Origin of the sequence: Sinorhizobium terangae (assembly GCF_029714365.1) — a bacterium.
GTDB lineage: Bacteria > Pseudomonadota > Alphaproteobacteria > Rhizobiales > Rhizobiaceae > Sinorhizobium > Sinorhizobium terangae.
In genome coordinates this window covers 330,074-345,184 of sequence record NZ_CP121660.1, presented here as the reverse complement: position 1 = coordinate 345,184, position 15,111 = coordinate 330,074, and the positions used below count along the sequence as shown (strand labels likewise).

Below are 15,111 nucleotides of genomic sequence, written 5' to 3'. Positions count from 1 at the left end.
GGCCGGCTTCAGCTGCGCCGCGGATGCCGTCCGCGCGGAAAACACATGGAACGGGAAACCATGACCGATACGCTCGTAAGATCTTTGAAGGCCGGCTTGATTGGCTCCGGCATCCAGGCCTCGCTGACACCGGCGATGCATATGGCGGAGGGCGCAGCACAAGGGCTCCGTTACGAATACGAGCTGATCGATCTCAATGCGCTCGGTGCAACGGAGAATGACTTGCCACATCTTATCGCCGATGCCGAGCGGCGTGGCCTTGCCGGGCTCAACATCACCCATCCCTGCAAGCAGGCGATCATTTCCTTTCTCGATGAGCTCGCCCCCGATGCGCGGCGGCTCGGCGCCGTCAATACCGTCGTACTCAAGGGCGGCCGGCGCTACGGCCACAACACAGACTGGTGGGGTTTCGCCGAAGGCTTCCGGCGCGGCCTGCCGGATGCGGACCTCGGTTCGGCCGTGCAGCTCGGCGCCGGCGGCGCAGGTGTCGCGACGGCCTACGCCGCGCTTTCGCTCGGTCTGCGGCGGCTTACGGTCTTCGACCGCGAGCCGGAGCGCGCGCATTCGCTTGCCGAGATGCTTTCGCCCATTTTTCCCGAGGCCGACATCGTGGCCGGCACGAATCTTGCCGCCGCGATGCGGGACGCATCGGGCCTCATCCACGCCACGCCGACCGGGATGACGAAATATCCGGGGCTGCCGCTCGATGCCGAGCTCCTCGACGAGCGCCATTGGGTCGCCGAGATCGTCTATTTCCCGCTGGAAACGGCATTGCTCCGGGAAGCGAGAAGGCGCGGCTGCCGCACGCTCGACGGCGGCGGCATGGCCGTGTTCCAGGCAGTCGGCGCCTTTCGCCTATTCACCGGGCTCGAACCGGACGCGGCACGGATGCTCGGCCATTTCAGAGCGCTGACCGGCTGACGATCTCATCGCCGCCATTGCAACAGAGAAGCGAGGACAGGACGATGAAGACCTCCATAGCCACCGTCTCGATCAGCGGCGATCTCAAGGACAAGCTTCAGGCAATCGCGAAGGCCGGCTTCGACGGCGTGGAAATCTTCGAGAACGATTTCCTCGCTTTCGACGAAGGCCCGCGGGAGGTCGGCCGCATAGCGCGCGACTTCGGCCTCGATATCACCTTGTTTCAGCCGTTCCGGGATTTCGAGGGCATGCCGGAACCGCTTCGCACGCGGACCTTCGACCGCGCCGAACGCAAGTTCGACGTCATGCAGGAGCTTGGCACGGATCTCGTGCTCGTCTGCTCCAATGTATCGCCTGCCGCTCAGGGCGGCATCGACCGTGCGGCCGCCGATTTCCGCGAGCTCGGTGAGCGGGCGGCGAAGCGAAACCTCAGGGTCGGCTACGAGGCGCTCGCCTGGGGCCGGCACATCAACGATCATCGCGACGCCTGGGAGATCGTCCGGCGCGCCGACCACCCCAATGTCGGCCTCATCCTCGACAGTTTCCACACGCTTTCCCGCAAGATCGAAGTCAATTCGATCCGGTCGATCCCGAAGGAGAAAATCTTCATCATCCAGCTCGCCGATGCGCCGCTGATCGACATGGACCTGCTCTACTGGAGCCGGCACTTCCGCAACATGCCCGGCGAAGGTGATCTTCCGGTCACCGACTTCATGCGCGCCGTCGCCGCCACCGGGTACGACGGCTATCTGTCGCTGGAAATTTTCAACGACCAGTTCCGCGGCGGCAATGCCGGGGCCATCGCGGTCGATGGGCGCCGCTCGCTGATCTATCTCGGCGATCAGGTCAAGCGTGCCGAACCGGACACACCCTTGTCCGTGCCGGCCATGCCGGCACCCGCCGAGGTGAAGGATGTCGCCTTCATCGAATTCGCCGCCGACGAGGAGCAAGCGGCCGAACTGGAGGCACTGGTCCGAACGCTCGGCTTTCAGAAGACTGCGACACACAAGAGCAAACGCGTGGCGCTTTACCGGCAGGGCGCAATCAATCTGGTGATAAATACGGAGCGCGAGGGCTTCGCCAACGCCTCCTACCTGGTGCACGGCACGTCGGCTTATGCCTTCGGACTGATGGTCGATGACGCCGCGGCGACGGTCGAGCGCGCAAAGGCGCTCGGCGCCGAACCATTCGCACAGTCCGTCGGCCCCGGCGAGCTTTCGGTGCCGGCGATCCGCGGCGTTGGCGGCGGGGTCATCTATTTCCTCGACGAAAAGTCGGAGCTGGCGCGCATCTGGGGGATCGAATTCGAACCGGTGGAAGATGACCTATCACCCGTGCCGGCCGGCCTCGTCTCCGTCGATCACGTCGCCCAGACCGTCAAATACGAGGAAATGCTGACCTGGCTTCTCTTCTACAACTCACTGCTCGACGTGCATAAGACGCCGATGGTCGACATCGTCGATCCGGCAGGATTGGTGCGCAGCCAGGTGGTGGAGAATGACGCAGGCTCGCTGCGCATCACGTTGAACGGCGCCGAAAACCGCAACACGCTTGCAGGGCATTTCATCGCGGAGACCTTCGGCTCCGGCATCCAGCATCTCGCCTTCGCCACGAACGATATCTTCGCAACGGCCGAGGCATTGCAGGCAAACGGCTTTCGCGCGCTACCGATCTCGCCGAACTACTATGATGACATCGAGGCGCGCTTCGCTCTCGAGCCGGATCTGATCGAGCGCCTGAAAGAGGCCAATATTCTCTACGATCGCGACGAGCACGGAGAATACTTCCAGCTCTACAGTCCAACCTATGGCGAGGGATTTTTCTTCGAGATCGTGGAGCGACGCGGCTATCGCGGCTACGGCGCCGCCAATGCCATCTTCCGCATCGCCGCTTTGAAGAAGCAGCTGCGGCCGGCGGGGCTGCCGAGAGACTAGAGTCGGTCAGCGTTAAGCTGAATCGAAACAGGATTCCCTTTTTGTTGGGATTGTGATTCAAGATCATTGCTGGTGAGGAGGCCAGCAATGATGGCGCGACCTCTTTCTTTTGATTTACGCCAGCGCGTCGCCGCCGCTTTGGCCGGAGGCATGACCGTGCGGGCGGCCGCCTTGCGCTTTGGGATATCGGCGGCGACGGCGGTGCGGATCGGCCAGCTCGACCGGTCCGGCCGCGGTTTGGCGCCGGCCAAGATGGGGGGCCATGTCAAACCCATGCTGCGGGGCGCGGCGGCCGATGAGGTTCACCGCCGACTGGCGGCCAAAACCGATTGGACGGTGCGGGCGCTTGCCGCCGATCTGAAGGCGGCCGGGATCGATGTCTCGCATGACACCGTTTGGCGGTTCCTGCGCCGCGAAGGCAAGACATTTAAAAAAAACGCTGATCGCCAGCGAGCAGGACAGGCCGAAGGTGGCGCGCTTCCGAAGCCGCTGGAAGACCCATCAACATCGACTTGATCCGCGCCGCCTGGTGTTCGTTGACGAAACCTGGGTCAAAACCAACATGACGCGCAGCCGCGGCTGGTGTCAGCGCGGCCAGCCGCTGATCGCCAGAATACCGCATGGCCATTGGAAGACGCTGACCTTCCTCGCCGGGCTGCGTCACGACCGCATCGTCGCACCCTTCGTGCTCGACGGCCCGATCAACGGCATTGCCTTCACCGCCTGGGTCGAGCAATGCCTGGCGCCAACCCTCAACCCCGGGGATATCGTCATCCTCGACAATCTCGGCAGCCACAAGGGCAAGCCGGCGCGCAGCGCCATCCGCGACGCCGGCGCCCATCTGTTCTTCCTGCCGCCCTACAGCCCCGACCTCAATCCGATCGAGATGATGTTCGCCAAACTCAAGACCCTGCTGCGCAAGGCCGACGAGCGTAGCGTCGAGGCGACATGGCGGCGCGTCGGCGAAGTTCTCAAGGCGTTCAGCCCGCACGAATGCGCCGCCTATCTCAGGCATGCAGGATACGTTTCAACGTAGGTCTGACAGACTCTAGAGCGGGATGCACTTACGTGCGTTCGCGCCGCCGCTCTATCTGTTCGTTTTTTGGCGCATTTGTGCGACGTCAGGTGATTCCACCTGACTGCAAAATGCTCTAACCGCCCGCCTTGGTCGCGAGGATATTGGCCAAATCCATCGGGAACGGAAAGATGATCGTCGAGCTCTTCTCAGCGGCGATCACGTTCAGCGTGCTGAGATAACGCAATTGCATGGCCTGCGGCTGCCGGGCGAGAATTTCCGCCGCTTCGAGCAATTTTGCCGCCGCCTGCTGCTCGCCCTCGGCGTTGATCACCTTCGCCCGCCGTTCGCGCTCGGCCTCCGCCTGGCGCGCGATTGCCCGGATCATCGATTCATTAATGTCGACATGCTTGATTTCGACTGTGGCGACCTTGATGCCCCAGGCATCCGTCTGGACGTCCAGGATCTTCTGGATGTCGTCGTTGAGCCTGTCGCGCTCGGCGAGCATCTCGTCGAGGTCGTGCTTGCCGAGCACGGAGCGTAAGGTCGTCTGGGCGAGCTGGCTTGTCGCCGCCATGAAGTCCTCGACCTGGATCGTCGATTTTTCGGCGTCGATCACCCGGAAATAGATAACCGCGCTGACGCGGACCGAAACGTTGTCGTGGGAAATGACGTCCTGGCTCGGAACATCGAGCACGCGCGTCCTGAGATCGACCCGCACCATCTGCTGGACATAGGGTACGAGCAGGATCAGCCCCGGTCCCTTGACGCCGGTAAACCGGCCCAGTGTGAAGACGACGCCGCGTTCATATTCGCGCAGGATCCTGATCGCGTAGGCGATGATGATGAGCAGCACCACCAGCGCCGCGATGAAGGGGGCGAGACTTCCGACTATGTCCATGACCTTCTCCTGTCGAGGCAGTCAGCTTTGCGATTCACTGCGCGCGACTTTCAGCGTCAATCCGTTGCGGTCTATGACCGTCACATCTTCTCCCGCGGAGAGCGGCTCGCCGCTGACGGCTTTCCAGCGTTCGCCGCGGGCAATGACGTAGCCTGTGCCGTCCGTCCAACTGTCGACTGTGCCTGACATGCCGATCATCTGCTCCCCACCGGTGACGACCTTGTGCCGGCGCGAGATGAAGGCGAGCCGGGCGACGAGAGCGCTGAAGGCAAGGCTTGCGATGGCGACACCGCCGAGCACAGGCCAGGAGACCTGCAGGCCCGGGACGTCCGTGTCGAAAAGGATTGCTGCGCCGAGAACAAGCGCGACCCCACCGCCGAGTCCAAGCGCCCCGAACGACGGCGCATGCGCCTCAGCAATCAGCAGCCCCACGCCGAGGATGATCAGCCCGATGCCGGCGTAGCTCACCGGCAGGACGGCGAGCGCGTAGAGCCCGAGCAGGAGGCTGATGCCGCCGATTGTGCCGGGCAAAACCGTTCCCGGCGTCAGAAACTCGAAGATCAGCCCATAGATGCCGACGATCATCAGGAGCAGCGCGACATTCGGATCGGTGATCACAGACAGGAGGCGGGTCCGCCAGTCGGGCAGAACGTCCTCGACCGCGAGCCCCGCAGTATCGAGGCGGAGATCGGCCTGGCCGACACGGACCGTGCGGCCATGGGCCTGCTTCAACAGATCCTCGATGCTGACGGCGATGAAATCGACGACCTTTTCGCGGACGGCCGCGGTCGACGAAAGGCTCGCCGCCTCGCGCACGGCGCGCTCCGCCCAGTCGGCGTTGCGATTGCGCAGTTCGGCAAGACCACGGATATAGGCGACCGCATCGTTGATCATCTTCGCTTCGCCGGCATTGGCCGGTTGCTTCGCGCCACTTGGCTTGTCAGCCTCGCCGGAACCACCCTTGTCGCCCTCGTCGTCGCCGCCGAACAACCCACCGCCGATGGCGATCGGTGTCGCGGCGCCGAGATTCGTGCCGGGCGCCATCGCCGCGACGTGGCTCGCATAGAGGATATAGGTACCGGCGCTCGCCGCCCTCGCCCCGCTCGGCGCCACGAAACTTGCGACCGGTACGGAGGAATCGAGGATGGCGCGGATGATGTCACGCATCGACGTGTCGAGGCCGCCGGGCGTGTCCATCTGCAAGATGACGAGGGAGACACCACGCGCTTCGGCCCGCTCAAGGCCACGTGTCACATATTCCGCGGTCGCCGGACTGATCGCGCCGTTCACATGCAGGACCATAGCCCGACGCTCGGCTGCGGAAGCGGACGGGGCAGGAGACGCGAACGCCGATATCAATGCCAAGAGCAGGATGAGGATTCGGGACATTCGCCGCCACAACCTCAGAGTTTCTTTGGATCGCGATGATTTTGCGCCCAATAGATCCATTCCAATATAGGCCAGAACTGCCGAAAGGGTAAGGCTCCCGCAACCTGCCGTGGAAGTCGCGCGGACGAATTCGGCCCGTGCCGCCGCTCAGAGCGGCGGCGAAGCAGGTACCTGATCGCCCTTTCCGAGCACCGCCGAAATCTGATGGGTGCGCGCGACGACATCGAGCAACTCGGCAAGCGGATCGGCGGCCTCATCGACGCAGGCGACGTATCACGGCGGCTCGATTGACGTTGCCGGGGTGCTCCCATACGCTGATTGCGCGGTTCTGCTGCACCTCTTCCCGGGAGGAGAACATGAAGGGGAACGCTATCGCCGTCATCGGTGCCGGCATGATCGGCGCCGCGCACGCCTTCGGCTACCGAACGAACCTACCGCGCTTCGAAAAGCGCATTCCAGGTCTTCGTCTTGCAACGGCCTGCGACGGCAACGACGCGCTCGCGGGCCGCCTCGCCGCGACCTGGGGGTTCGAAAGGACGGAAACAGATCTCAACGCGGTTCTCGCCGATCCCGAAATCGGCATCGTCAGTGTCTGCCTGCCGAACGCGCTCCATGCGGAGGTGACGCTGGCGGCGATCGCCGCCGGAAAGCACGTTCTCTGCGAAAAGCCGCTCGCCCTCAATGCCGAGGAGGCGCTGCGTATCCATCGCGCCGCGACGGCATCGCCGGTCGTCTCCGCAACCGTCTTCAACTACCGGCGCATTCCGGCCGTTGCGGCGATACGCGACATCATCGCGGCGGGAGAGATCGGCGACCTCGTCAATCTACTGGTCCAGTACGAAAGCGAATATGCCGCCGATCCCAACCTGCCACACAGCTGGCGGTACGAGCGTAGCCGCGCCGGCGCCGGTGCATTGCTCGATATCGGCACCCATGCCATCGACATCGTCCGCTTTCTCTGCGGGGAGGTCTCCGAGGTCGCCGGCGCGATCGCCACGGTTTCGATCAGGGAGCGTTTCCTGCCGGCCGCCGCCGGCATCGGCCACGACAAGGTTGCGCTCAGTACCGAAAAGAGGCCGGTCGACAACGACGATGTCATGTCCGCCCTGCTTCGCTTCGAAAACGGCTGCCAGGGCATGTTTCTGGCGAGCCGGGTGGCGGTTGGCATGGGCAATACGCTTTCCTTCTCGATCACCGGGACGAAGGGTGCACTACGCTACAATTCGCGCCTGCCGGCGCACTATGAAATCGCGCGTTTCGACGGCAGCGGACAATCGCCCTTTGCGCTGGTGACGAACAACCCGGCCCTCCCCTATGCCGAACTGCTCCCCGTTCCTCACGACGGCGTGGCGATCGGCTACGCGGAAGTGTTCGGATTCATGATCCACGAATTTCTCGAATCCATCGCCGACAACCATCCCATGCAGAACGGATCGACGCTCGACGGCCTGCGCGCCGCACAGATTCTCGACGCGATCCAATTGGCTGCGGATACCGGTGCGCCGGTGAGGGTTTCGCACGCCGATTGAACGGCCATCGCGCCGATCGGGAGGAACGGATGAAGATCGGCCTGAACACCGACGGCTTCGCGGCGCTCTCGCTGGAAGCATGCCTGGACCGCGCCGCCGAACTCGGGTTCGCTTGCGTCGAATTCGGCCTCGGCGGCTGGTCGAGCGCACCGCATCTCGACTTTGCCGAATTGCTTGCGAGCGGCGCGGCGCGTGATCGGCTTCTCGGCATGCTGCGTGACCGCAATCTCGAAATCTCCGCGCTCAACTGCTCCGGAAACCCGCTGCATCCGGGCGAGAGCGGGGCAAAAGACACAGATCTCGCCCATGACACGCTGGAACTCGCGGTGCTGCTCGGCGTCCGGCGCATCGTTATGATGTCCGGTCTGCCGGCCGGCGGTCCGGGCGATGCCTTCCCGAACTGGATCACCTCCTCCTGGCCGCCGGAAGCGATGGCGATGCTCGAATGGCAGTGGTGCGAGCGCGTCATCCCCTTCTGGGAGGACTATGCAGCCGCGGCAGAGAAGAAGGGACTCCGCCTCTGCGTCGAGCAGCATGGCCGGCAGGCCGTCTACAATGTCGAGAGCTTCTTCCGCTTGCGCGACGCCGTCGGCCCAACCGTCGGCGTCAATTTCGATCCGAGCCACCTGATCTGGATGGGCGGCGATCCGGTTTCGGCGATCCGCGCGCTCGGCGACTGCATCTACCATGTCCACGGCAAGGATACGCGCATCGAGCCGAGGGCGCGTATCGACGGTCTGCTCGACCCGAAGCATGTACTGCCGGTCCGCGGACGATCATGGAATTTCGTCTCGCTCGGGCACGGCACGCCGGTCCGGGGCTGGCTGGAGATCCTCACGGCTCTGAGGGAGGTCGGCTATGACGATGTGATCAGCATCGAGAACGAGGACTATGCCCTCGACGCCGACAGGGCCGTCGCCACCTCGGCGGCGACGCTGCGCTTCTGCATCGAGCAGCTGAGCGGCGAACGCTGACATCCGGCTTTAGCTTATCGATGCAGACCGCAACTCCTCCGATCCGCCGTCTCGCGATTGGGCGGCTTTCGCCGCTCCTCGCCCGCCGGCGAGCGCGGCCACCTGCTCCGCCACGAAAATGGCGTGATCGTTGACCTGCGGCAGCCCCATTAGCTCCCCGAAAGTTCCGCGAGCGAGCGGTCCGGCGATGAATAGCGTCTCCGTCTCCCGGCCCTCACTGTCGAGCGCGCGGCTTGTCTCGCTGCAGGCAAGGCCGAGCCCGACGGCATCCGGCTGCAGGTAGCCATCGGCCGAAAGCGTTTCGAGGAAAGGCTGGCTTTTCAAGATGGATTTGTGTGCCGGCCCCGTGGTGATCACCACCGCATCGACAGCCCAGCGCTCGATCCCGGCACCGTAGCGCCGCCGGAACGCCACGGCGATCTCGTCGCCGTTTCTCTCGAGCCGATCGATTCGGCCCGCCAGAATGCGGATGTCGCCGGACTGCAGTCCGGCCCTGACGATGGCATCGATCTGCGGTGCGATGCGAAAGCGGTGAACGTCCCAGAAGGGGCGCAGATGGCGGATCAGCCGGCGCCGTTCCGTGGCTGGCAGGCTGCGCCAGATCTCCCCTCCTTGGCTGCGAAGCGCATCGAAGACCGCATGCCAGGAAAAGCCGTCCGCTTCGGCGTCGGCGACCGCCCGCCGCACGCGCACGAGAAGTTCCGTCGCCGTTCGCGACGGCGCCGCCGTAAAGTCTCCGTAGGGGTCCTGGGCTTGGGCCGGGTGCCCGCGCGAGCGGAGGCCGCGCCGGGAATAGGCGGTGATCGGCCCCGTCCGCCCGGTCGTGCGCAAGGAAGCGATGACGTCCGCCGCGGTGAGGCCTGTGCCTATGATCAGGACGTGGTCGTCGGGGCGGATGGCAGCGAGAGCCGCCGGGACGGTGGTATCCGGTACATAGCGCGGGTGCCCCCGCAACGTGGCGTCGATGCCAGCCGGCGCCGCTGGGGCCGGATGGGTGGTTGCGATCACCAGTATGTCGGCGCGAACCATCGTGCCGGCGTCACCCCGGATTTCCCAATCTCCGTCACGCCTTTCCGCGCTGATCACCCGCTGCCGGTGGTGGACGATGCGGCCGTTGCCGAGGTGCGGCGTCACGGCATCGGCGACATAGCGGCCAAAGAGGCCGCGGCGCGGATAGAGATGGCCGTCCGGCGCCCGTGCCTCTCGGTCGTCGCACGGCTCGCCCCGAAGCTCCATCCAGCGGACGAATTCGTCGGCGTCGTCCGGATCGAGGCTCATACGCCCGGCCGGCACATTGACCCGGTGCGCCGGATCGTCGGTGTCATAAGCAAGGCCACAGCCGAGGCGCTCGCGCGGCTCGAAGACGGCGATCTGCCACCCTTCCATGCTCTTGTTGCGTGCGAGAGTTGCGGCGACGACCGCCCCGGTAAAACCGCCGCCAACGATAACGACCGTGGGGCGCCCCCCGCTCACGAAATTCATTTCGCGTCCCTCCGCTTCAGCAAGGGCACCTCGGCGATCTTCCTCACCACGTGCGGAGGCTCGCCCCGCGTCGCGCAATTGTCAATGGTGCGCGCGCCCACCTGCTTGCCGCGCAAAGGAACCAGCTCCACCGATGTTGCGGAGAGTAACCCCTTCACGTCCCCGCGCGCCGTCGCCGGCCCCTTCACGGATCGTCATATCGCCGTTACCGCCCCGCCGCTCGGAAAAGCTGAAAAAACAAACAGTAAGACTGCTTGCGCGCGCGCAGGACCGCTTGCCATCGAAGATGATTTGAGGGAACATTTAGAGCTGGCCCTTGAGGCCTGGGCAATCTCCGGTGAAGGGAGAATACCATGCCTCTTAAATTTCTGATTGCAGCGTTGGCACTCCTGGCGCTTTCAGGATGCGCAAGCACCGGCACAGGTGACATCAACACGACCTATGCGCAATGGCAGGGCGCCTATCCTGAGCCTGAATTCGCCGCGAGCGAGACGGGTAGCATTCGAATCCCATACTGATGCATGTCGCCCTGTGTAGCGGTTTTGGGACGACGACATGCATAAAAGCAATGACCTAAAGCGCGTCGCAAGACTCCGATTGAACGCGACGCGCTTTAGCCGTGTCGCGTTCATCCGGCTTCGGTCCCGAGCCGCTCGGTTTTGGGCCGATACTGCGCCGACTTTCCACCGCAGACACGGCGCAATCCATCGCCTTGAAGCGTGCGCTTCACAGTTCCAGCGAACTGTGAAGCGCAGGCGGCATGGACGTCCCATGGAAGGAGGCGCGCGGAAGCGGCTCGCTCAGTGCAGCCCGAACTCGCGGAGCAGATCCTTGCGGTACTGGACGAAGCGCGTCTCGCTTCGATCGCGTGGCCGGGCGAGATCGATCTCGATGATCTTCGGGTTGCTGTCCTTGTTCTTCGGAAGAACCAGGACACGGTCCGCGAGATAGACCGCCTCCTCGAGATCGTGCGTGACGAGAACCATCGTTACGTTCTCATCCCGCCATATTCGCTCCAACTCCTCCTGCATCGTCAGTTTTGTCATCGCATCGAGCGCGCCAAACGGCTCGTCAAGCAGCAGGATCTCCGGTTGGACCGTCAGCGCCCGCGCAATGCCGACCCTTTGCGCCATGCCGCCCGAGAGCTGCTTGGGGTAGGCGTCCGCAAATTCGGCCAGTCCCACCAACGAGATGTAATGGCGTGCACGCTCCTTGGCGTGACGAGCCTGGCCGCCCCTCACCTCCAGCCCGAACGCGACGTTTTCGAGCACCGTCTGCCAGGGAAGCAGCCGTGGCTCCTGGAATATGACGGCGCGTTCGTTGCCAACGCCGCTGATCGGCTCGTTGTCGATGAGCACCTTGCCGGCATCTGCGGCCTCGAGGCCCGCAAGGATGCGCAGCAATGTCGTCTTGCCCGATCCGCTGGCCCCGACGATCGCAAGGCATTCGCCCGAGCGGATGTCCAGATTCATGTTCCTGAGAACCCGGAGCGAACGGCCGCCGATCTGGAAGGATTTCGAGAGATCGCGCAGTGCGATCCCCCCTTTTCGCAAAGCCTGGACGTCTCCCATGGCTGTCCCCTCAGTTTGCAGCAGTGCTGGCGGTGTTCTGGAGTAGAAGATCGGAGGCCTTGTACTTGCCTTCGGGCAGGCTGCCCTCGCGCTCGAGAACGCCAATCCAGAAATCCAGATCTCTTTCGGTCGCTCGCGCCCCCGGGCGCAGCCCGAAGCCGGTCCAGTGCTTGGCGAGTGCGCCATTCTCGCCGCGTTTTTCGAGAATTTTTGCAAGCAGCGCCCGTGCTTCTTCCGGATTTTCCCTCGACCAGTCGGCCGCGCGGGCAGACTGTTCGACAAAATTCCTGGCCGCTTCCGGGTGTTCCTCGACGAAGTCGCGGCGAAGAACCGCAAAACCCCCGGCAATCTCGCCAAGGACGTCGGTGTCATCGAAGATCGCGCGCACGCCGCCATTGTCCAGGATCTGGCCGTTGAACGTTGCCTGCCAGTATCCGACAGCCGCGATGTCGACCTGCTTCGAGCGCAAGGTCTGCTCCAGCTGCGGGCCCGGCACGGCTACGAGGTTGGCGGCATTCTGCGGCAAGCCCTTGCTGTGCAGCGCTTCCCGCACCGCGTAGTCGAGGTGGGCACCGAGCGTGTTCACCGCAATGGTCTTGCCGACGATATCCTCGATGGATTTGATCGGGCTGTCTTCGAGCACGTAGAAGATGCTCTTCACCTGTTCGTTGATGCCATTGGTCGGATAGGCGGCGACAAAATCGTTGCCGCTGGCGATCGAGTTGATGACGGCCGCGGTTGCCGCGGAGCCTATGTCTACGCTGCCGGATGCGAGCCCGAAGAGCGACTCCGGACCGCCGCTCGCATAGCCGACGTTCTCGAGCTTTATGCCCGTGCCGTCGAAGTAGCCGAGTTCGGCAGCGAACTCGTGCGCCGATACGCTGCCGTGGCTGGCAAGGTAGCGCAGGGTCACCTCATCGGGCGACTGCGCCGCCGCGTAGCCGGAGAGGCCGATTGCAAACAGCGTGCCAAGACCGAGGGAGCGGATGGAGATGGTCATGTGTTCGTCTTTCCTGGTTGGAGAAGTTGATGGCGAAGCGCGTCGCACGTGCTTTAAGTCTTTGTTTGCATGCATGTCGTTGTCCCGAAACCGCTGCACACTTTCGGGCGACATGCATTAGATCGAAACATCGCTCCAGCGGCACAGGCGGCGCTGAGCAAAGACAAGCGCGTAGTTGGCGATGAGCCCCAGCCCGGCGAGGATGAAGATCGCCGCGAACATCAGCGGTATCTGAAAGTTGTACTGGGCATTCATGACCTGGAAGCCGACCCCCTTGTTGGCGCCAATCATCTCGGAGGCGATCAGCAATAGAAGCGCAGTCGTGGCACTCAGACGCAGACCAACGAAGATGGAGGGGATGGCTCCGGGCAGGACGACGCGGCGGAAGACGGTTGCGCGGGACGCTCCGTAGACACGCGCCATTTCGATCAGCTTCGAATCGACTTCCTTGACCCCGCTGATCGTGTTCAAGAGGAGCGGGAACAAAGTCGCCCAGAAGATCACGAAGACTTTAGATGCCTCGCCGAGCCCGAGCAGCAGGATGAACACCGGGTAAAGCGCCAGCGCCGATGTCTGCCTGAAAAGCTGAAGGATAGGATCGAGCGCCTGCTCGATCGGGCGCACCTGCCCCATGAACAGGCCGACCGGTATCGCCACGACCATGGCCGCCACGAATGCCAGGCCGGATCGTTGAAGGCTGATGGCGATATCGTCGAGCAATGCCCCGCCGAAGACGCCTCTCCACAGGGCAGAAAGGATCGCGTCGATCGGCGGGAAAACGGCCGGATTGATCCAGCCGCTGCTGCTGGCTGCCTGCCAGAAGACGAGAAAGGCAGCGAGAAGTCCGTAGCGCGACAGCCAGTTTCGAAGTTTTACGCTGGCCCGCAGAAGATATTCTTCGGCCTTCGCCCCACCGGCGCCGCCGTTGGCGAGGATTGATCTGTCGACATCTTGCAAGCTCATCTGCTTGGCCCTCCTCTTTGGCGTTTCATTCGGCGGCCTGAACGGCCCCGCGCGATTGCGTCCACGGATTTTCCGGTCTGGGGAGGCCGAGGTTTTCGCGAAGCGTGCGGCCTTCATATGCGGTCCGGAACAGCCCCCGACGCTGCAGTTCGGGAATCACCAGGTCGACAAAGTCGTCGAGCGCGCCGGGAAGCCACGGCGGCAGGATGTTGAACCCGTCCGCGGCTTCGTTGCGGAACCATTCCTCGAGCTGGTCGGCAACCTGCTCGACGCTGCCGACGACGGTGTAGTGACCTCTCGCTGTCGCGATCCACTGGTAGAGCTGCCGTATCGTGAAACCGTGCTCGTCGGCGATCTTGCGGATCAGCGCCTGGCGGCTCTTCATTCCTTCCGTCTCCTGGCTGACGGGCAGCGGGCCGTCGAGCGGATATCCCGTCAGGTCGAGCGTTCCGCCGGTCAATCCGTTGAGCAGCGCGACGCCGTCTTCAGGAACGATGAGATCGTTCAGCCGCTCGTACTTGCTGCGCGCCTCTTCTTCCGTGCGGCCGACAAAGGGTGCGACCCCCGGCATGATCAGCACGTGTTCGGGATTGCGTCCCGCGCGTCGGACACGCGCCTTGATGTCCCGGTAGAACTCCTGGGCAGAACTGAGATTCTGGTGGGCGGTGAAGATTACTTCCGCCGTCGCAGCGGCAAGCCTGCGTCCGTCTTCGGATTGTCCCGCCTGGACGACGACCGGGTGGCCCTGTATCGGGCGCGGCACGTTGAGCGGCCCTTTCACAGAGAAATGCTTGCCCCGATGATTGACGTCGTGGACGCGTGCGGCATCGAAGAAGCGGCCGGTCGTCTTGTCACGTATAAAGGCGTCGTCCTCCCAGCTGTCCCAGAGGGCCTTCACCGTTTCGACATGCTCGCGAGCGCGCTCATAGCGCTCGGCATGGGCCGGCTGCGTTTCCCGGTTGAAGTTGCGAGCCGTCTCGTCGCCCGCCGACGTCACCACGTTCCAGCCGGCCCGGCCGTTGGACAGAAGGTCGAGCGACGCAAATTTGCGGGCGAGCGTATAGGGCTCTTCGTAGGTGGTCGACGCGGTTGCGATGAAGCCGAGATGCGTCGTCAGCGGTGCGAGTGCGGCAAACAGCGTGACCGGTTCGAACCCTGCTATCTTGGCGTTTCCGCCCTCACGACCGCCGAGCCCGACGGAGAGGTTGTCCGCGAGAAAATAGGCGTCGAACAGGCCGCGTTCGGCCGTCTGCGCCAGCTTCCTGTGAAACTCGAAACTTGTCGCGCCGTCGGCCGGAGCCTCCGGGTGTCGCCAGGCGGCAATATGCTGGCCGCCGCCGGGCAGAAAGGCGCCGAGCTTGATCTTTTTGGTCATTGAACCCTCCGAGAGTTTTCGGCCGATCGGCCATGAGCGAGTGATTGCTTCACGATG

13 protein-coding genes are annotated in these 15,111 nt (G+C 63.7%); 6 read left to right on the top strand and 7 right to left on the bottom strand.

What is annotated here, in order from left to right:
• The first annotated feature begins 60 nt into the window (after window positions 1–60).
• From QA637_RS20350 to QA637_RS20340, 3 genes are all read left to right on the top strand, one after another.
• On the top strand, window positions 61–921 hold the full coding sequence (locus QA637_RS20350) for a shikimate dehydrogenase (protein WP_283067281.1): 861 nt from the start codon (window positions 61–63) through the stop codon (window positions 919–921).
• A gap of 44 nt (window positions 922–965) precedes the next feature.
• Window positions 966–2,855, top strand: a complete 1,890-nt coding sequence (locus QA637_RS20345; protein WP_283066522.1) for a bifunctional sugar phosphate isomerase/epimerase/4-hydroxyphenylpyruvate dioxygenase family protein — start codon at window positions 966–968, stop codon at window positions 2,853–2,855.
• 90 nt (window positions 2,856–2,945) lie between these two features.
• Window positions 2,946–3,891, top strand: a protein-coding gene (locus QA637_RS20340; protein WP_283067280.1) for an IS630 family transposase whose coding sequence is annotated in 2 segments (ribosomal slippage) — window positions 2,946–3,284 and window positions 3,286–3,891 — 945 coding nt in all. Because the reading frame shifts where the segments join, the coding sequence is not laid out codon by codon here.
• A 115-nt stretch (window positions 3,892–4,006) separates the two neighbouring features.
• Here the strand turns inward: QA637_RS20340 and QA637_RS20335 are convergent.
• Together QA637_RS20335 and QA637_RS20330 are read right to left on the bottom strand one after the other, a co-directional pair.
• A complete protein-coding gene (locus QA637_RS20335; protein ID WP_283066520.1) occupies window positions 4,007–4,771 on the bottom strand; it encodes a slipin family protein in 765 nt (254 codons plus the stop codon).
• A gap of 21 nt (window positions 4,772–4,792) precedes the next feature.
• Entirely contained in the window at window positions 4,793–6,160 is a 1,368-nt protein-coding gene (locus QA637_RS20330; RefSeq protein WP_283066518.1) for an NfeD family protein, read from the bottom strand.
• A gap of 356 nt (window positions 6,161–6,516) precedes the next feature.
• On the opposite strand from QA637_RS20330, the gene QA637_RS20325 reads away from it, so the two are divergent.
• Both QA637_RS20325 and QA637_RS20320 read left to right on the top strand, forming a co-directional pair.
• The gene (locus QA637_RS20325) at window positions 6,517–7,689 is read left to right on the top strand and encodes a Gfo/Idh/MocA family protein (RefSeq protein ID WP_283066516.1); all 1,173 of its coding nucleotides are present in this window, start codon (window positions 6,517–6,519) and stop codon (window positions 7,687–7,689) included.
• 29 nt (window positions 7,690–7,718) lie between these two features.
• Complete coding sequence (locus QA637_RS20320; protein ID WP_283066515.1) at window positions 7,719–8,663, top strand: sugar phosphate isomerase/epimerase family protein; 945 nt, start codon at window positions 7,719–7,721, stop codon at window positions 8,661–8,663.
• 9 nt (window positions 8,664–8,672) lie between these two features.
• On the opposite strand, the gene QA637_RS20315 is transcribed toward QA637_RS20320, so the two are convergent.
• Window positions 8,673–10,145 (bottom strand): FAD/NAD(P)-binding protein, encoded by a 1,473-nt coding sequence (locus tag QA637_RS20315; protein ID WP_283066513.1) that lies wholly within the window; start codon window positions 10,143–10,145, stop codon window positions 8,673–8,675.
• A gap of 353 nt (window positions 10,146–10,498) precedes the next feature.
• On the opposite strand from QA637_RS20315, the gene QA637_RS20310 reads away from it, so the two are divergent.
• Window positions 10,499–10,663: a hypothetical protein gene (locus tag QA637_RS20310; protein ID WP_167528258.1), complete on the top strand. Its 165-nt coding sequence runs from the start codon at window positions 10,499–10,501 to the stop codon at window positions 10,661–10,663.
• A 282-nt stretch (window positions 10,664–10,945) separates the two neighbouring features.
• Here QA637_RS20310 and QA637_RS20305 read toward each other — a convergent pair whose 3' ends face one another.
• From QA637_RS20305 to QA637_RS20290, 4 genes are all read right to left on the bottom strand, one after another.
• On the bottom strand, window positions 10,946–11,716 hold the full coding sequence (locus QA637_RS20305) for an ABC transporter ATP-binding protein (protein ID WP_283066510.1): 771 nt from the start codon (window positions 11,714–11,716) through the stop codon (window positions 10,946–10,948).
• Between the two features lie 10 nt (window positions 11,717–11,726).
• The gene (locus QA637_RS20300) at window positions 11,727–12,716 is read right to left on the bottom strand and encodes an ABC transporter substrate-binding protein (RefSeq protein ID WP_283066509.1); all 990 of its coding nucleotides are present in this window, start codon (window positions 12,714–12,716) and stop codon (window positions 11,727–11,729) included.
• 117 nt (window positions 12,717–12,833) lie between these two features.
• Window positions 12,834–13,679: an ABC transporter permease gene (locus QA637_RS20295; protein ID WP_283066508.1), complete on the bottom strand. Its 846-nt coding sequence runs from the start codon at window positions 13,677–13,679 to the stop codon at window positions 12,834–12,836.
• Between the two features lie 25 nt (window positions 13,680–13,704).
• The gene (locus QA637_RS20290; protein ID WP_153439947.1) at window positions 13,705–15,054 is read right to left on the bottom strand and encodes an LLM class flavin-dependent oxidoreductase; all 1,350 of its coding nucleotides are present in this window, start codon (window positions 15,052–15,054) and stop codon (window positions 13,705–13,707) included.
• Between the last annotated feature and the right edge of the window lie 57 nt (window positions 15,055–15,111).